This is a genomic window from Streptomyces sp. NRRL B-24484, from assembly GCF_000717715.1.
GTDB lineage: Bacteria > Actinomycetota > Actinomycetes > Streptomycetales > Streptomycetaceae > Kitasatospora.
This window is the reverse complement of sequence record NZ_JOAI01000002.1, coordinates 164,031-181,215: the sequence shown is the minus strand read 5'-3', so window position 1 is coordinate 181,215 and position 17,185 is coordinate 164,031. Positions and strand designations below refer to the sequence as shown.

The following is a 17,185-nucleotide window of genomic DNA, read 5'->3' as shown; positions in this document are numbered from 1 at the left end:
GGCCCGCAACGGCCGGGAGCCCCTTCACGGGGCCTCCCGGCCGTTGCGGCGTCGTACGGTGGTAACGAGTGCACGGCCGCCCGGCAAGGACCGGGCGGCGTCCGACAGTGGAAGGCGTGACCAGATGGTGGAGATCAAGACCCCCGAGCAGATCGCGAAGATGCGGGCGGCCGGGCTGGTCGTCGCCGAGGCGCTCAAGGCCTGCCGGGAGGCGGTCGCCCCGGGCATCACCACCCAGGAGCTGAACGACATCGCGGACAAGGTCATCACCGACCACGGCGCGACGTCCAACTTCCGCGCCCACCACGGCGGCCTCTGGTTCCCCGGTGTGATCTGCGCCTCGGTCAACGACGAGATCGTCCACGGCATCCCGGGGGAGCGGGTGCTGCAGGAGGGCGACCTGATCTCCATCGACTGCGGCGCCATCCTCGACGGCTGGCACGGCGACGCGGCGATCACCGTCGCGGTCGGGGAGACCGCGGCGGAGCACCTCCAGCTGAGCCGGGTCACCGAGGGCTCGATGTGGGCCGGCATCGCCCAGATGAAGAAGGGCAACCGGCTGGTCGACGTCTCCCGCGCGATCGAGTCCTTCATCCGCCGCCAGCCGCTGCCCCCCAAGGGCAAGTGGGGCATCGTCGAGGGCTACGGCGGCCACGGCATCGGCACCGCGATGCACATGGAGCCGCACGTGCTGAACTACGTGGCCGGCCGCGGCAAGGGCCCGAAGCTGATCCCGGGCACCGTGCTGGCGATCGAGCCGATGGTGACCCTCGGCACCCCGCACTCCGCCGTGCTGGAGGACGACTGGACGGTCGTCACCACCGACAAGAGCTGGGCCTCGCACTGGGAGCACTCGGTGGCCGTCACCGAGCAGGGCCCGCTGGTGCTCACCGCCTTCGACGGCGGCCGGGCGGAGCTGGCGAAGCTCGGCGTCACCGCGGCCCCGGACCCGCTGGCCTGACCCGCACGCACAGGAGCGAAGGACCCGGAGGTTTCGCCCTCCGGGTCCTTCGCCCTATTTTTGTCTGCTGACAGTCGTACGAGGAGAAGAGGGAACAGTGCTCAAGGGCTTCCGTGACTTCATGATGCGCGGGAACGTCGTCGACATGGCCGTCGGTGTGGTCATCGGTGCGGCGTTCACCGCCGTCGTGACCGGCTTCGTCACGGCGTTCCTCACCCCGCTGGTGGGCGTGGTGGTCGGTGCCGCGGGCGACTTCGCCAGCTACAAGGCGACGGTCGGCGGGGTGACCTTCCCGTACGGGCAGTTCCTCAACGTCCTGATCGCCTTCGTGCTGACCGCCGCCGTGCTGTACTTCTGCGTCGTGCTGCCGGTGACCAAGGCCACCGCCCGCTACATGCCGAAGAAGCCGAAGACCCCGAAGCGCCCCTGCCCCGAGTGCCTGACCGACATCCCCGAGGCCGCCCGCCGCTGCGCCGCCTGCACGGCGGTCGTCCAGCCGGTCGTCCCGGTGCCCGCGCAGTACTGAGGGCGGCAGCGCCTGAGGACGGCGGTCCGAGGGCGGCAGCACGGAGGGTGACCGGCCGGGCCGTTTTGGCGTCCGCTTGGAGCCTGTCGTAGACTGATGCGTCGGCTCACTCGTAGCGTGCTTCGGCACGCCCTCTTCCCGACCTGCGGCCCGCAAGGGCATGCCAGCAGGGTTGGGGTGGACCCAGGCTCGCACGAGCGTGCCGCATGCGGTAGCCGGCCCCGGAAGGTGGATCTCGCAGTTCATGGCAAAGAAGCAAGGCGCCATTGAGATCGAGGGCACCGTGATCGAGTCTCTTCCGAACGCCATGTTCAAGGTCGAGCTGCAGAACGGTCACAAGGTCCTCGCGCACATCAGCGGCAAGATGCGGATGCACTACATCCGTATCCTCCCGGACGACCGGGTCGTGGTGGAGCTGAGCCCCTACGACCTGACGCGTGGTCGGATCGTCTACCGCTACAAGTAAGCAAACCGTCAGATCTAGACCCGGAGAACCTGAAGCATGAAGGTCAAGCCGAGCGTCAAGAAGATCTGCGACAAGTGCAAGGTGATCCGCCGCCACGGCCGGGTCATGGTGATCTGCGACAACCTGCGCCACAAGCAGCGCCAGGGCTGATCTCTCCAGCATTTCTCGTAGTACTTCGCGCGACGCGCACAACGTCATACGCGGGCTGCCCGATCCGACCCTTCGAGGGACGGACTGCCACCCCCGGTCAGAGGCCGGGGCTCCCTCGCCGAGAGGCGACGGAGTAGGCGGCACGCAAGACCTCTGAAGAACCACAGGAGCCATGAATGGCACGCCTCGCCGGCGTTGATCTCCCCCGCGAGAAGCGGATCGAGATCGCCCTCACGTACGTGTACGGCATCGGCCGCACCCGCGCCCAGCAGACCCTCGCCGAGACCGGTGTGAGCCCCGACGTCCGGGTTCGCGACATCTCCGAGGAAGACCTCATCAAGCTGCGCGAGTACATCGACGCCAACTACAAGGTGGAGGGTGACCTCCGCCGTGAGGTCGCCGCCGACATCCGCCGCAAGGTCGAGATCGGCTGCTACGAGGGCCTGCGCCACCGTCGCGGTCTGCCCGTCCGCGGCCAGCGCACCCACACCAACGCGCGTACCCGCAAGGGCCCGCGTCGCGCGATTGCTGGCAAGAAGAAGCCGGGCAAGAAGTAGTCCGTCCCGTAACCGGACATCCCTCCGGCCCGCGGGTTAGCGGACCGACCACCTCATCAGGAGAACAGACTTATGCCCCCCAAGGGTCGTCAGGCTGCCGGCGCGAAGAAGATCCGCCGCAAGGAGAAGAAGAACGTCGCTCACGGGCACGCCCACATCAAGAGCACGTTCAACAACACCATCGTTTCGATCACCGACCCCTCGGGCAACGTGATCTCCTGGGCCTCTGCCGGCCACGTCGGCTTCAAGGGCTCGCGCAAGTCCACCCCGTTCGCCGCGCAGATGGCCGCCGAGGCCGCCGCGCGTCGTGCGCAGGAGCACGGCATGCGCAAGGTCGACGTCTTCGTCAAGGGTCCGGGCTCCGGCCGTGAGACCGCGATCCGCTCCCTCCAGGCCACCGGCCTCGAGGTCGGCTCGATCCAGGACGTCACCCCCACCCCGCACAACGGCTGCCGTCCGCCGAAGCGCCGCCGCGTCTGACGCTGCGCGCTCACGCGCCCCGGCGGCCCCGCACGGGTCCGCAGTAGTACGTGCGTCGGCCTCCCGCCTGGTGCGGGAGGCCGTACGCTTGAGTCCATCGGCATCAAATAGTGGGTGCCGAAGACAACTGGAGGAACACCTCTCATGCTGATCGCTCAGCGTCCCTCGCTGACCGAAGAGGTCGTCGACGAATTCCGCTCGCGGTTCGTGATCGAGCCGCTGGAGCCGGGCTTCGGCTACACCCTCGGCAACTCGCTCCGCCGCACCCTCCTCTCCTCGATCCCCGGTGCCGCTGTCACCAGCATCCGGATCGACGGCGTCCTGCACGAGTTCACCACCGTGCCGGGCGTCAAGGAGGACGTGACCGACCTCATCCTCAACATCAAGCAGCTGGTCGTCTCCTCGGAGCACGACGAGCCGGTCGTGATGTACCTGCGCAAGCAGGGCCCGGGTGTGGTCACCGCCGCCGACATCGCCCCGCCGGCGGGTGTCGAGGTGCACAACCCCGAGCTCGTCCTCGCCACGCTCAACGGCAAGGGCAAGCTGGAGATGGAGCTGACCGTCGAGCGCGGTCGCGGCTACGTCTCCGCCGTCCAGAACAAGGCCTCCGGCCAGGAGATCGGCCGCATCCCGGTCGACTCGATCTACAGCCCCGTGCTGAAGGTCACCTACAAGGTCGAGGCCACCCGTGTCGAGCAGCGGACCGACTTCGACAAGCTCATCGTCGACGTCGAGACCAAGCCCGCCATGCGTCCCCGCGACGCCATGGCCTCGGCCGGCAAGACCCTGGTGGAGCTGTTCGGCCTCGCCCGCGAGCTGAACATCGACGCCGAGGGCATCGACATGGGCCCGTCCCCGACGGACGCCGCCCTGGCCGCCGACCTGGCGCTGCCGATCGAGGAGCTGGAGCTCACCGTCCGCTCCTACAACTGCCTCAAGCGCGAGGGCATCCACACCGTGGGTGAGCTCGTCGCCCGCTCGGAGGCCGACCTGCTCGACATCCGCAACTTCGGTGCGAAGTCGATCGACGAGGTCAAGGCGAAGCTGGCCGGCATGGGCCTGGCCCTCAAGGACAGCCCGCCCGGGTTCGACCCGACCGCCGCCGCCGACGCCTTCGGCGCCGACGACCTGGACGACCAGGGCTACGCGGAGACCGAGCAGTACTAAGAATTCGGGACGGGGGCGGCCCTTCGCGGGCCGCCCCCGCCACCGTGCAAGTCGTACGGGCACAGTGCCCGTGCGCCCGCTGCGGTACCTGGTACGGCCGCAGTCGGAGATACGAGGAGTCATTCCATGCCGCGTCCCACCAAGGGTGCCCGCCTCGGCGGCGGCCCGCACCACGAGCCCCTGCTGCTCGCCGGTCTGGCCCGTGAGCTGTTCCAGTACGGCCGCATCACCACCACCGAGGCCAAGGCCCGCCGCCTGCGCCCGCTGGCGGAGAAGCTGATCACCAAGGCGAAGAAGGGCGACATCCACAACCGTCGCCTGGTGCGCAAGACCATCACCGACATCTCGGTGCTGCACACCCTCTTCACCGAGATCGCGCCGCGCTTCGAGAACCGCCCCGGCGGTTACACCCGCATCACCAAGATCGGCACCCGTCGCGGCGACAACGCCCCGATGGCCGTGATCGAGCTGGTCGAGGGCGAGATCGCCACCAAGGCCACCGTCGCCGAGGCCGAGGCCGCTGCCAAGCGCGCGGTCAAGGAGGCCGAGGAGGCCAAGGTCGAGGAGACCAAGGCCGACGAGGCCGAGGCCGCGGAGACCACCGAGGCCTGACGCCCCCAAGGTGTCACTCGGGCCCGCCCTCCCCATCCGTGGGGAGGGCGGGCCCGAGCACTTCCCGCAGGCAGCCCTCCCAGGAGAACAACGTGGCCAACGACTGTGCCGAGCAGCCCCCCGTCAAGGACGGCCCGGCCGAGGGCTTCCGCCGGATCCGGCTCGACCTCGCCTACCAGGGCGCGGACTTCTCCGGCTGGGCCCGTCAGCGCGGCCGCCGCACCGTCCAGGAGGAGATCGAGAACGCCCTGCAGATCGTCACCCGCAGCGCCATCGGCTTCCCGCTGACCGTGGCCGGCCGCACCGACGCCGGCGTGCACGCCCGCGGCCAGGTCGCCCACGTCGACCTCCCCGAGCAGCTGTGGGCCGAGCACGGCGAGAAGCTGCTCCGCCGCCTCGCCGGCCGCCTCCCGGCCGACGTCCGGGTCTACCGGGTGTCCGAGGCCCCGCACGGCTTCGACGCCCGCTTCGCGGCGATCTGGCGCCGCTACGCCTACCGGGTCGCCGACCACCCCGGCGGCGTCGACCCGCTGCTGCGCGGCCACGTCCTGTGGCACGACCGCCCGCTCGACGTCGAGAGAATGAACGAGGCCGCCCGGCTGCTGCTCGGCGAGCACGACTTCGCCGCGTACTGCAAGAAGCGCGAGGGCGCCACCACCATCCGCACCCTGCTCGAACTCCACTGGGAGCGGGTGCCGATCGACACCTACGCCGCCCAGGAGGGCAGCCTCGCCGTCGCGACCGTGCGCGCCGACGCCTTCTGCCACAACATGGTCCGCTCGCTGGTCGGCGCGATGCTGCTGGTCGGCGACGGCCACCGGCCGGTGGACTTCCCCGGCCAGGTGCTCGCCGGCCGGGTCCGCAACTCCGCCGTCAACGTCGTCCGCCCGTACGGCCTGACCCTGGAGGAGGTCGGCTACCCCGCCGACGCCGACCTCGCCGAGCGCAACCGGCTCGCCCGCCGGATGCGCACCCTGCCCGGCCAGGACTGACCGGGCAGGGCCGCCGGCCGGCTCAGTTGAACTTGGCCATTCCGGTACGCCCGCGCTCCAGCAGGGTCTCGTAGACCGAGCCGGAGATGTCCCGGGCGGCCTGGATGGCGACCTTGTCGCCGGCCGCCACCGCCGAGCCGTCGTCCGGCCCCGCGATCGTGTAGTAGGCGTACCGGCCCAGCGACGACTGGGTGGTGGCGCACTTCACACCCGACTTGCAGAAGTCCTTCGCCCGGTCCTTCACCAGCGGCGCGACGTTGCCCTTGGTGCCGGACTTGGCCTTGGTGGCGCGCGCGGCGCTGGCGAAGGTCGCGATGCCCACGGTGATCTGCACGTGGCTGTCGTTGACGTACGTCGCCCGGTAGACGTTGTAGCAGCCGAGCGCCGACACGGTCTGCTCCAGGCCGTTGACCGGCGCCACCTTGCAGCCCTTGTCCAGCTCCGTCCCGAGCAGCGTGTACAGGCGGCCCTGGACGGACAGCGTGGGCGCCGGGTACAGCACGTTCACCGTGACCGGGGACTTGTCCAGCCGTGCGTCGCTGAGCAGTTCCAGCGGGGTGGTCGGCGGCGCCAGGCTCGCCGACGGCGAGGCGTCGGACGCGGAGGCCGACGGCGAGGCCTGGTCGGACGACCCGGTGCCGGCGTCGTTGCCGGACATCAGCACCGCGGTCGTCACCGCGGCGGCCACGGCGGCGGCGGCGAGCACGCTCCCGCCGATCACGAACAGCCGCTTGCGCTTGCGCTGGGCCTGCTCGTTCCGGTCGGCCATCTGCTGCCAGTCCGGTTCGGCAGGGCCGGCGGCGTTCGGGTAGCCGTAGCCGCCCACGCCCTGCGGGTAGCCGTACGAGAAGCCGGGCTGGCCCGGGTCCTGCGGCGGCGGGTAGCCGTAGGCGGGTTGCCGGGCGAGGTGCGGGGGGAACGCGGCATCGGGTACCGCGCCCTGGGAGGGAGGCGCAGCAGGGTTCTGCGGCTGCTGCTGTCCGCCGGATTCGGGTGTGGTCTCCGAGCCATCGTTCATGTGCGCGAAGACTAGGGCATGGGCCGTGCGGCGCAACGGGCGAGGGCCCGGTTCGGGGCCGAAAAGGGTTTTGGCCCCGGCCTCGGCGTGCAGCACAATCCGACCCATGGGACACGTCGAGATTTCGCACCTTGAGTACTACCTGCCGGACGGGCGGGTGCTGTTCGCCGACGCGTCCTTCCGGGTCGGGGAGGGCGCCGCGGTCGCCCTGGTCGGGGCCAACGGCGCCGGCAAGACCACCCTGCTGCGCATGATCGCCGGCGACGTCCAGCCGCACGGCGGCACCGTCACGGTCAGCGGCGGCCTCGGCGTGATGCGCCAGTTCGTCGGCACCACCGGCCGCGAGGACCAGCGCGAGACCCCCGGCGCGCTGGCCGCCGACGCGTCCGTCCGCGACCTGCTGGTCTCCGTGGCCCCCGAGCGGATCGCCACCGCCGCCCGTGCCGTCGACGCCGCCGAGTTCGCCATGCTCGCCCAGGACGACGAGAAGACCCAGATGCGCTACGCCCAGGCGCTCGCCGACTGGGCCGACGCCGACGGCTACGACTACGAGACCGTCTGGGACGTCTGCACCACCGCGGCCCTCGGCATGCCCTTCGACCGCGCCCAGTTCCGCGGCCTGAACACCCTCTCCGGCGGCGAGCAGAAGCGGCTCGTGCTGGAGGCGCTGCTGCGCGGCCCCGAGGAGGTCCTGCTCCTCGACGAGCCGGACAACTACCTCGACGTGCCCGGCAAGCGCTGGCTGGAGGAGGCGATCAAGGCCACCGGCAAGACCGTGCTCTTCATCTCGCACGACCGCGAGCTGCTCTCCCGCACCGCCGAGAAGATCATCAGCGTCGAGTCCGGCGCGGCCGGCAGCAGCGTCTGGGTGCACGGCGGCGGCTTCGACTCCTTCCACGACGCCCGCCAGGCCCGCTTCGAGCGCTTCGAGGAGCTCCGCCGCCGCTGGGACGAGGAGCACGCCAAGCTCAAGAAGCTCGTCGTCACCCTCCGCCAGGCCGCCGCGGTCAGCCACGAGATGGCCTCCCGGTACGCCGCCGCGCAGACCCGGCTCAAGAAGTTCGAGGACGCCGGCCCGCCGGAGGCGCCGCCGCGCGAGCAGTCGATCAGCATGCGCCTCAAGGGCGGCCGCACCGGCGTGCGCGCCTTCACCATGGAGGGCCTGGAGCTCAGCGGCCTGATGAAGCCCTTCGACCTGGAGGTCTTCTACGGCGAGCGGGTCGGGGTGCTCGGCTCCAACGGCTCCGGCAAGTCGCACTTCCTGCGGATGCTGGCGGGCGACGCCACGGTGAAGCACGAGGGCAGCTGGAAGCTCGGCGCCCGCGTGGTGCCCGGCCACTTCCGCCAGACCCACGCCCACCCGGAGCTGTTCGGCCGGACGATCCGCACCATCCTGGAGGAGGAGCACGCCCTCGGCCGCGGTGCCGCGATGTCCGCGCTGCGCCGGTACGAGCTCGACCGCCAGGAGGAGCAGAGGTTCGAGTCGCTCTCCGGCGGGCAGCAGGCCCGGCTGATGATCCTCAAGCTGGAGCTGTCCGGTGTGACGGCGCTGCTGCTCGACGAGCCGACCGACAACCTGGACCTGGAGAGCGCCGAGGCGCTGCAGCAGGGCCTGGAGGCGTTCGACGGCACCGTGCTGTGCGTCACCCACGACCGCTGGTTCGCCCGCACCTTCGACCGCTTCCTGGTGTTCGGCTCGGACGGCCGGGTGTACGAGTCGCCGGAGCCGGTCTGGGACGAGACCCGTGTGGTGCGTGACCGCTGAGGCGTTTTGACCCCCCGCGGGGCGCCCGGTAAGCTGGCCACTTGTTGTGCGTATTGGCTCGCTCTATCTCACGTGAGAGGTCGGTACGCCGGAGACATCTGGCTGATGATCAGCGGCTCCCCTTGAATTGCGTCCAAGGTGGGTCGGGCTGGTCTCTTCGTCCGGTGCTCCTGTCAGGACCCACTCACTGAAAAGCGAAGGCTACGACCGTGCGTACGTACAGCCCCAAGCCCGGCGACGTCCAGCGTCAGTGGCACGTCATCGACGCGACCGACGTCGTGCTCGGCCGCCTGGCCTCCCAGGCCGCCAACCTCCTGCGGGGCAAGCACAAGGCGATCTACGCGCCGCACGTTGACACTGGTGACTTCGTCATCATCATCAACGCCGACAAGGTGCACCTGTCGGGCAACAAGAAGACCCAGAAGATGGCGTACCGCCACAGCGGCTTCCCGGGCGGTCTCCGCTCGGTGCGCTACGACGACCTCCTGGACAAGAACCCGGAGAAGGCCGTCGAGAAGGCCATCAAGGGCATGATCCCGAAGAACAGCCTCGGCCGTCAGATGCTCTCGAAGCTCAAGGTCTACTCGGGCGACCAGCACCCGCACGCTGCCCAGCAGCCGGTGCCGTTCGAGATCACCCAGGTCGCGCAGTAATTCCGGCCGCCAGACCCCATCACTGAGTAGCGAGAGCTGAGGAACACCGTGGCCGAGACTGCCATCGAGAACACCCTCGAGGTCGACTTCGACGAGAACGTCGAGGAGTACACCTCGGAGACCGAGTACACCACCGAGTCGCTGGCCGGCCGCTTCGGCGAGGCCACCCCCGGCGCCGGCCTCGGCCGCCGCAAGGAGGCGATCGCCCGCGTGCGCATCGTCCCGGGCACCGGCCAGTGGAAGATCAACGGTCGCACCCTGGAGAACTACTTCCCCAACAAGGTGCACCAGCAGACCGTCAACGAGCCGTTCAAGCTCCTCGAGCTCGACGGCCGCTACGACGTCGTGGCCCGCATCGCGGGTGGCGGTGTCTCCGGTCAGGCCTACGCGCTGCGCCTCGGCGTGGCCCGCGCCCTCAACGAGGCGGACGTGGACAACAACCGCGGCGCCCTCAAGAAGGCCGGCTTCCTGACCCGTGACGCCCGCGCCGTCGAGCGCAAGAAGGCCGGTCTCAAGAAGGCCCGCAAGGCGCCGCAGTACAGCAAGCGCTAATTGCACCCCGGGGGTGCGTGCCGCTCCGGTGGTGCGCACCCCCGGTGCAACCCGTACGCCCCGGAGTACCTCGTGTACTCCGGGGCGTCGTGCTCTCCCGCCCGGTGCGGACGGCGGGAGGGTGAAGAGACAACGAGCAGGGCGAAAAGGACGGGAACAGTGGGACGACTCTTCGGTACGGACGGTGTGCGCGGTGTGGCCAACGAGGGCCTGACCGCCGAACTGGCTCTCGGCCTGTCGGTCGCTGCGGCGCACGTGCTCGGTGACGCCGGCGCCTTCGAGGGGCACCGGCCGGTGGCCGTGGTCGGCCGCGACCCGCGGGCCTCCGGAGAGTTCCTGGAGGCCGCCGTCATCGCGGGCCTGGCCAGCGCCGGCGTGGACGTGCTGCGGGTCGGCGTGCTGCCCACCCCGGCGGTGGCCTACCTCACCGGCTCCCTCGGCGCGGACTTCGGCGTCATGCTGTCCGCCAGCCACAACGCCATGCCCGACAACGGCATCAAGTTCCTCGCCCGCGGCGGCCACAAGCTGGACGACGCCATCGAGGACGCCATCGAGGAGCACTACCGCCGCTACGGCGTCGGCGGCAGCGAGGACTGGAAGCGCCCCACCGGCGCCGCCGTCGGCCGCGTCCGCCGTTACACCGAGGGCTTCGACAAGTACGTCGCCCACCTCGTCGCCGTCCTCCCGAACCGGCTCGACGGCGTCCGCGTGGTGATCGACGGCGCCCACGGCGCCGCCGCCCGCGTGGCCCCCGAGGCCTTCGCCCGGGCCGGCGCCGAGGTCGTCTACACCCTGGGCGCCGAGCCCGACGGTCTCAACATCAACGACGGCGTCGGCTCGACCCACCTCGACAAGCTCCGCGTCGCCATGAAGGAGCACCGCGCCGACCTCGGCATCGCCCTCGACGGCGACGCCGACCGCTGCCTGGCCGCCGACGCGGACGGCAACGAGGTCGACGGCGACCAGATCATCGCGATCCTGGCCGTCGCCATGAAGGAGGCCGGCACGCTGCGCCGCAACACCGCGGTCGCCACCGTGATGTCCAACCTGGGCTTCAAGCTGGCCATGGAGCGCGAGGGCATCGACCTGGTGGAGACCGCGGTCGGCGACCGCTACGTGCTGGAGGCGATGAAGCAGCACGGCTTCGCCCTCGGCGGCGAGCAGTCCGGCCACGTCATCCTGCTCGACCACGCCACCACCGGCGACGGCACCCTCACCGGCCTGATGCTGGGCGCGCGGCTCGCCGCCACCAAGCAGCCGCTGGCCGACCTCGCCACCGTGATGACCCGGCTGCCGCAGGTCCTGATCAACGTCAAGGGCGTCGACAAGGGCCGGGTCGACACCTGCGCCGAGCTGACCGCCGCCGTCGCCGGGGCCGAGGCCGAACTGGGCAGCACCGGCCGGGTGCTGCTGCGGCCGTCCGGCACCGAGCCGCTCGTCCGGGTCATGGTCGAGGCCGCGGACGAGGCGCAGGCGAAGGCCGTCGCCGAGCGCCTCGCCGACGTGGTGAAGACCCACCTGGGCTGACACGGCCCGGCGGAACCACGAGGGGCCGGCGCTCCGTCAGGAACGGCCGTCAGAGCTTGCGGAGCCGGGCGCGGCGCACCTTGTGGTCCTGGCCCTTCTGCAGGATCAGGGTGGCCCGGCCGCGGGTGGGCAGCACGTTCTCCAGCAGGTTCGGCTTGTTGATGGTGCGCCAGACCTGTCGGCCGTAGTCCATCGCCTCCTCCTCCGGCACCTCGGTGAAGCGGCGGAAGTAGGAGTTCGGGTCCTGGAAGGCCGTCTCGCGGAGCTTGCGGAACCGGTCCAGGTACCAGCGCTCGATGTCGTCGGTGCGCGCGTCGACGTAGATCGAGAAGTCGAAGTAGTCGGCGACGGCCAGCCGGGTGCGGCCGTCGGTGCCGGGCAGGGCGGGCTGGAGGACGTTCAGGCCCTCGACGATGAGGATGTCCGGGCGTTCCACCGTCAGCCGCTCGTCCGGCACGATGTCGTACACCAGGTGCGAGTAGACCGGGGCGGTGACCCGCTCCTTGCCGGCCTTCACGTCGGCGACGAACCGCATCAGCGCCCGCCGGTCGTACGACTCGGGGAAGCCCTTGCGGGCCATCAGGCCGCGCCGGCGCAGCTCCGCGTTGGGCAGCAGGAAGCCGTCGGTGGTGACCAGTTCGACCCGGGGGTGCTCGGGCCAGCGGGCCAGCAGGGCCTGCAGCAGCCGGGCGGTCGTCGACTTGCCGACCGCGACCGAGCCGGCCACGCCGATGATGAACGGGGTCCGGGTGCGCTCGGTGTCCGGGGTGTCCAGGAAGGTGCCCAGGGTGCCGCGGAGCTCGTGCGTCGCGTGGATGTAGAGGTTCAGGAGCCGGGACAGCGGCAGGTAGACGTCCCTGACCTCGTCCAGGTCCAGTGCGGTGCCCAGGCCGCGCAGCCGCTCGACCTCGTCGGCGGTCAGGGGCATCGGGGTGCGCTCGCGCAGCGCGCTCCACTCGGCCCGGTCCAGATCCACGTACGGGGAGGGGGTGGGCGCCTGGGCGGCGCCCCTCGTACAGAGTTCGGTCAGCACATCCCCCATTGTGGTCCGTTCCGGGGCGGCGGGATGCTGTGGCATCGGTCACGCGCGGTGTCCGCAAGGCGTGACCGGGGTGAGTGGTGAGCGTGACCTGGGTGAACGAAACGCCGCATATGCTGGCACGCATGTGCGGAATCGTTGGATATGTGGGGTCCCAGTCGGCCCTCGACGTAGTGATCGCAGGCCTGCAGCGGCTGGAGTACCGGGGGTACGACTCCGCCGGTGTGGCCGTGCAGACCCAGGGGCTCGACGGGCAGTGGAGCCTCGCCACCGACAAGCGGGCCGGCAAGCTCGCCAACCTCCAGAAGTCCCTTGCCGAGTCCCCCCTGCCGGCCGGCACCACCGGTATCGGCCACACCCGGTGGGCCACCCACGGCGGCCCGACGGACGCCAATGCCCACCCCCACCTCGACGACGACCGCAAGGTCGCCGTCGTCCACAACGGCATCATCGAGAACTTCGCGGTGCTGCGGGCCGAGATCGCCGAGCGCGGCCACACCCTGCGCTCCGAGACCGACACCGAGGTCGTCGCCCACCTGCTCGGCGAGGCCTACCAGGGCGACCTCGCCGAGGCCATGCGGGCGGTCTGCCGCCAGCTGGACGGCGCCTTCACCCTCGTCGCCACCCACGCCGACGCCCCCGACGTGGTGGTCGGCGCCCGCCGCAACTCCCCGCTGGTCGTCGGCCGCGGCGAGGGCGAGAACTTCCTCGCCTCCGACGTCGCCGCCTTCATCGCGCACACCCGCGAGGCGATCGAGCTCGGCCAGGACCAGGTGGTCGAGCTGCGCCGCGAGGGCGTCACGGTGACCGACTTCCACGGCAACCCGGCCGAGGTCCGCGAGTACCACGTGGACTGGGACGCCTCCGCCGCCGAGAAGGGCGGCTACGACTACTTCATGCTCAAGGAGATCGCCGAGCAGCCGAAGGCCGTCGCCGACACCCTCCTCGGCCGGATCGGCACCGACGGCCGACTGACCCTCGACGAGCTGCGCATCTCCGACCAGGTGCTGCGAGAGGTCGACAAGGTCGTCATCGTGGCCTGCGGCACCGCCTTCCACGCCGGCATGATCGCCAAGTACGCGATCGAGCACTGGACCCGCATCCCCTGCGAGGTCGAGGTCGCCTCGGAGTTCCGCTACCGCGACCCGATCTTGGACGACCGCACCCTGGTCATCGCCATCTCGCAGTCCGGCGAGACCATGGACACCCTGATGGCGCTGCGGCACGCCCGCGAGCAGGGCGCCAAGGTGCTGGCGATCTGCAACACCAACGGCTCGACCATCCCGCGCGAGTCCGACGCGGTGCTGTACACGCACGCCGGCCCGGAGGTCGCGGTCGCCTCGACCAAGGCGTTCCTGACCCAGCTGGTCGCCTGCTACCTGGTCGCGCTGTACCTCGGCCAGGTCCGCGGCACCAAGTGGGGCGACGAGATCTTCACCATCATCCGCGAGCTCGGCGACGCGCCGAAGCAGGTGGAGCAGGTGCTGGAGACCATGGAGCCCGTCCGCGAGCTGGCCCGTTCGCTGGCCGACGCCCGCTCGGTGCTCTTCCTCGGCCGCCACGTGGGCTTCCCGGTCGCCCTGGAGGGCGCGCTGAAGCTCAAGGAGCTGGCGTACATGCACGCCGAGGGCTTCGCCGCCGGCGAGCTCAAGCACGGCCCGATCGCCCTGATCGAGGAGGGCCTGCCGGTCGTCGTGGTCGTCCCGTCGCCGCGCGGCCGGTCGATCCTGCACGACAAGATCGTCTCCAACATCCAGGAGATCCGCGCCCGCGGCGCCCGCACCATCGTCATCGCCGAGGAGGGCGACGAGGCCGTCGTCCCGTACGCGGACCACCTGATCCGCATCCCGGCGACCCCGACGCTGCTGCAGCCGCTGGTCTCCACCGTGCCGCTGCAGGTCTTCGCCTGCGAGCTGGCCACCGCCAAGGGCCACGAGGTCGACCAGCCGCGCAACCTGGCGAAGTCGGTCACCGTCGAGTAGCCGGACCCGCTCCGCCCGGAGCCCCTGCGGTGGCGTGCGCTACCGCAGGGGCTCCGTGTCGAGCGCGAACGAGAACGGGGCGGGCAGGTCGAGGGGCTTGCCGAAGGCCGCCTGGGTGTGGACGGTGTAGTCCCCGTCCGCGGGGTCGGTGAACAGGGTGGCCCGGCCCTCGTCGCGGTCGATCAGCAGGTAGCAGGGGATGCCTGCGGCGGCGTAGCCGAGGCGTTTGGCCTCGCGGTCCCTCCGAGGGTGGGTCGAGGTGACCTCCAGGACAAGCGCCACACCGACAGGTTCCGTCCACGGACCCTGGTCGCGGAACGTGCCGACCGGCGCCACGGCGGCGTCCGGAACGAATCTGCCGTGGGGCGTGATCAGCCCGCGTCCGCCACTGACGTACAGCTCCTCCACGGCGTGCCGGGCGACAGCCCGGGCGAATCGCGCGACGGCGTCCTCGTGGTCCCCGTCCGGTGGCGGTGTCACGACGATCTCCCCTTCGATGAGCTCGGCCTTGAAGCCCGGCGGGGTTTCCAGCTCCAGGAACGCCCGGAGCAGGTCGTCCGCAGGCAGCGGGTGCTCGACAGCCGGCATGGCAACCATGGCCCTTCTCCCTCCTGCCGATCGGCGCCGGGGCACACGGTAGGCGTACGGATCGGTACCGGAGGGGGCTCGAAGCGGTTCTCACTCGAAAGTGTGCCGTACAGTCCCCGGCAACGGCCGGAGTCGGAGAAGGAGTCCACGGGTGATCATCGGGGTCGGGATCGACGTCGCGGAGATCGCGCGGTTCGGGGAGTCGCTGGAGCGCACCCCGCACCTCGCGGACCGGCTCTTCACCGAGGCCGAGCTGACGCTGCCCTCCGGGGCACGGCGGGGCACCGCCTCGCTCGCCGCCCGGTTCGCCGCCAAGGAGGCGCTGGCCAAGGCGCTGGGCGCACCCCCCGGGCTGCGCTGGACGGACGCCGAGGTGCACACCGAGGACTCCGGCCGGCCGGTGCTCAAGGTCACCGGCACGGTCGCCGAGCGGGCCGCCGCCCTCGGCGTCCGGTCGTGGCACGTGTCGCTGAGCCACGACGCGGGCGTAGCGTCGGCGGTGGTGATCGCCGAGGGCTAGCGCGACAGGCCCCGGGACGCCCCAACGCCACGGGAGGCCGCCGATGCGCCGCGCACACACCGTCGAACAGGTCCGGTCCGCCGAGGCCGACCTGATGGCCCGCCTGCCGGAGGGCACGCTGATGCAGCGCGCCGCCGCCGGCCTCGCCGCGACCTGCGCACGGCTGCTGCCGCGGGTCTACGGCAGCCGGGTGCTGGTGCTGGCGGGCAGCGGCGACAACGGTGGTGACGCCCTGTACGCCGGAGCGCGGCTGGCCCGCCGCGGCGCCCGGGTGTCCGCGGTGCTGCTCTCGCCGGAGAAGGCGCACGCCGCCGGCCTCGCCGCGCTGATCGCGGCCGGCGGCCGGGTGACGGCCGATCAGGGCGAGTTCGAGCGGGCCGACCTGGTGCTGGACGGCATCGTGGGGATCGGCGGCCGCGGCGGGCTGCGGCCGGAGGCACAGCCGTACGCGGCGCTGCCCCGGCGCGGGCGGGTGGTCGCGGTGGACGTGCCGAGCGGCGTCGACCCGGACACCGGCGCGGTGCCCGGGGTGGCCCTGCGGGCGGACGTGACGGTCTGCTTCGGCACCTACAAGCCCGGGCTGCTGATCGATCCCGGCGCCTCGTACGCGGGCGTGCTGCAGCTGGTCGGGATCGGCCTGGAGCTGCCGCCGGCGCCGGTCTCCGTGCTGCAGCACGCGGACGCGGCGGCACTGCTGCCGCTGCCCGGCACGGAGAGCGACAAGTACCGGCGCGGGGTGGTCGGCGTCGCCGCGGGCTCGGCGCGCTACCCGGGGGCGGCGGTGCTGGCCGTGGCCGGGGCGCTGCGCGGCGGGGCGGGCGCCGTCCGCTACGCGGGGACGGCCGCGGCCGAGGTGGTGCGCCGCTTCCCGGAGGCGCTGGTGACCGCGGGCGGACCCGCTGAGGCCGGCCGGGTGCAGGCCTGGGTGGTCGGCCCCGGCTCCGGCGAGGGCGTGCGGGAGCTGCTGCCCGAGGTGCTGGCGGCGGACGTGCCGGTGCTGGTCGACGCGGACGGGCTGACCGAGCTCGCCCGGCTCGGTCCGGCCGCGCTGGCGGACCGCACCGCGCCCACCCTGCTCACCCCGCACACCGGCGAGGCGGCCCGGCTGCTCGCCGGCGCGGAGGGCGGGGCGCCGCCCGCCGCGGACGGCCTCGCGGCGGCCCGGCTGGCCACCGCGCGCAGGCTCGCCGCGGCCTACCGGGCGACGGTGCTGCTCAAGGGCTCCACCACGGTGGTCGCCGAGCCGGACGGCACCGTCCGGGTGAATCCGACCGGCACCTCCTGGCTCGCCACGGCGGGCAGCGGGGACGTGCTGTCCGGCCTCGCGGGCTCGCTCCTGGCGTCCGGCCTCGGCCCGCTGGACGCCGGATCGGTCGCCGCCCACCTGCACGGGCTGGCCGGCCGGACGGCCGCCGCGGGCGCCCCGGCCGCCGCGCTGGACATCGCGGAGGCGCTGCCGGAGGCGTGGCGGACGGTGCGCTCGGCGGCCGCCGGACGCTGACACCGGCCGCGCCGCCCGAACGGCGGGAGGGTACCGTTCCGCGGAACCGAATGCTCCGTTTCGCGCGTCTCCCACTGACGACCGCCGGGCCCGGCCGGGGTCGTGAGCCGGGCAGCGGCGCCGGTCTGG

The 17,185-nt window shown here is 71.7% G+C and carries 19 protein-coding genes; 16 read left to right on the top strand and 3 right to left on the bottom strand.

The features are described 5' to 3' along the window. Positions 1 to 124 precede the first annotated feature (124 nt). The 9 genes from map (at position 125) to truA (ending at position 5,911) form a co-directional block, all read left to right on the top strand. A complete protein-coding gene (gene map / locus IE98_RS0102860) occupies positions 125 to 961 on the top strand; it encodes a type I methionyl aminopeptidase (protein WP_030263452.1) in 837 nt (278 codons plus the stop codon). 97 nt (positions 962 to 1,058) lie between these two features. After that, positions 1,059 to 1,487: a large conductance mechanosensitive channel protein MscL gene (gene mscL / locus IE98_RS0102855; protein WP_030263450.1), complete on the top strand. Its 429-nt coding sequence runs from the start codon at positions 1,059 to 1,061 to the stop codon at positions 1,485 to 1,487. 244 nt (positions 1,488 to 1,731) lie between these two features. Then, positions 1,732 to 1,953 (top strand): translation initiation factor IF-1, encoded by a 222-nt coding sequence (infA, locus tag IE98_RS0102850; protein ID WP_003956442.1) that lies wholly within the window; start codon positions 1,732 to 1,734, stop codon positions 1,951 to 1,953. Between the two features lie 36 nt (positions 1,954 to 1,989). Then, entirely contained in the window at positions 1,990 to 2,103 is a 114-nt protein-coding gene (rpmJ, locus tag IE98_RS0102845; protein WP_003956441.1) for a 50S ribosomal protein L36, read from the top strand. A 176-nt stretch (positions 2,104 to 2,279) separates the two neighbouring features. Further along, positions 2,280 to 2,660, top strand: a complete 381-nt coding sequence (gene rpsM, locus IE98_RS0102840) for a 30S ribosomal protein S13 (protein ID WP_030263448.1) — start codon at positions 2,280 to 2,282, stop codon at positions 2,658 to 2,660. Positions 2,661 to 2,732: 72 nt separating this feature from the next. Beyond that, positions 2,733 to 3,140: a 30S ribosomal protein S11 gene (rpsK, locus tag IE98_RS0102835; protein ID WP_014136257.1), complete on the top strand. Its 408-nt coding sequence runs from the start codon at positions 2,733 to 2,735 to the stop codon at positions 3,138 to 3,140. Between the two features lie 144 nt (positions 3,141 to 3,284). Further along, complete coding sequence (locus IE98_RS0102830) at positions 3,285 to 4,307, top strand: DNA-directed RNA polymerase subunit alpha (protein ID WP_030263446.1); 1,023 nt, start codon at positions 3,285 to 3,287, stop codon at positions 4,305 to 4,307. Positions 4,308 to 4,433: 126 nt separating this feature from the next. Then, positions 4,434 to 4,919: a 50S ribosomal protein L17 gene (gene rplQ, locus IE98_RS0102825; RefSeq protein WP_030263442.1), complete on the top strand. Its 486-nt coding sequence runs from the start codon at positions 4,434 to 4,436 to the stop codon at positions 4,917 to 4,919. Between the two features lie 92 nt (positions 4,920 to 5,011). Further along, the gene (gene truA / locus IE98_RS0102820) at positions 5,012 to 5,911 is read left to right on the top strand and encodes a tRNA pseudouridine(38-40) synthase TruA (RefSeq protein WP_052390049.1); all 900 of its coding nucleotides are present in this window, start codon (positions 5,012 to 5,014) and stop codon (positions 5,909 to 5,911) included. Between the two features lie 22 nt (positions 5,912 to 5,933). On the opposite strand, the gene IE98_RS0102815 is transcribed toward truA, so the two are convergent. Then, positions 5,934 to 6,929 carry a hypothetical protein gene (locus IE98_RS0102815; RefSeq protein ID WP_052390048.1) on the bottom strand — a complete coding sequence of 332 codons (996 nt, stop codon included), beginning with the start codon at positions 6,927 to 6,929 and terminating at the stop codon, positions 5,934 to 5,936. A 106-nt stretch (positions 6,930 to 7,035) separates the two neighbouring features. Between IE98_RS0102815 and IE98_RS0102810 the strand changes: the two genes are divergently transcribed. The 4 genes from IE98_RS0102810 (at position 7,036) to glmM (ending at position 11,426) form a co-directional block, all read left to right on the top strand. Next, positions 7,036 to 8,694 (top strand): ABC-F family ATP-binding cassette domain-containing protein, encoded by a 1,659-nt coding sequence (locus IE98_RS0102810; protein WP_030263434.1) that lies wholly within the window; start codon positions 7,036 to 7,038, stop codon positions 8,692 to 8,694. A 209-nt stretch (positions 8,695 to 8,903) separates the two neighbouring features. Beyond that, positions 8,904 to 9,347: a 50S ribosomal protein L13 gene (gene rplM, locus IE98_RS0102805; RefSeq protein ID WP_030263432.1), complete on the top strand. Its 444-nt coding sequence runs from the start codon at positions 8,904 to 8,906 to the stop codon at positions 9,345 to 9,347. A gap of 48 nt (positions 9,348 to 9,395) precedes the next feature. Beyond that, entirely contained in the window at positions 9,396 to 9,899 is a 504-nt protein-coding gene (rpsI, locus tag IE98_RS0102800) for a 30S ribosomal protein S9 (RefSeq protein ID WP_030263428.1), read from the top strand. Between the two features lie 159 nt (positions 9,900 to 10,058). Further along, on the top strand, positions 10,059 to 11,426 hold the full coding sequence (glmM, locus tag IE98_RS0102795) for a phosphoglucosamine mutase (protein WP_030263425.1): 1,368 nt from the start codon (positions 10,059 to 10,061) through the stop codon (positions 11,424 to 11,426). Positions 11,427 to 11,475: 49 nt separating this feature from the next. Here glmM and coaA read toward each other — a convergent pair whose 3' ends face one another. Continuing rightward, positions 11,476 to 12,468: a type I pantothenate kinase gene (gene coaA / locus IE98_RS0102790; RefSeq protein ID WP_030263424.1), complete on the bottom strand. Its 993-nt coding sequence runs from the start codon at positions 12,466 to 12,468 to the stop codon at positions 11,476 to 11,478. Positions 12,469 to 12,590: 122 nt separating this feature from the next. Between coaA and glmS the strand changes: the two genes are divergently transcribed. After that, a complete protein-coding gene (gene glmS / locus IE98_RS0102785) occupies positions 12,591 to 14,447 on the top strand; it encodes a glutamine--fructose-6-phosphate transaminase (isomerizing) (RefSeq protein ID WP_078660741.1) in 1,857 nt (618 codons plus the stop codon). Between the two features lie 39 nt (positions 14,448 to 14,486). Here glmS and IE98_RS0102780 read toward each other — a convergent pair whose 3' ends face one another. Beyond that, positions 14,487 to 15,035, bottom strand: coding sequence for a Uma2 family endonuclease (locus IE98_RS0102780; protein ID WP_030263421.1), 549 nt, complete (start codon positions 15,033 to 15,035; stop codon positions 14,487 to 14,489). A 151-nt stretch (positions 15,036 to 15,186) separates the two neighbouring features. Between IE98_RS0102780 and IE98_RS0102775 the strand changes: the two genes are divergently transcribed. Beyond that, positions 15,187 to 15,555, top strand: coding sequence for a holo-ACP synthase (locus IE98_RS0102775; protein ID WP_030263419.1), 369 nt, complete (start codon positions 15,187 to 15,189; stop codon positions 15,553 to 15,555). A gap of 43 nt (positions 15,556 to 15,598) precedes the next feature. Then, positions 15,599 to 17,056, top strand: a complete 1,458-nt coding sequence (locus tag IE98_RS0102770) for a bifunctional ADP-dependent NAD(P)H-hydrate dehydratase/NAD(P)H-hydrate epimerase (RefSeq protein ID WP_030263416.1) — start codon at positions 15,599 to 15,601, stop codon at positions 17,054 to 17,056. Positions 17,057 to 17,185: the final 129 nt, after the last annotated feature.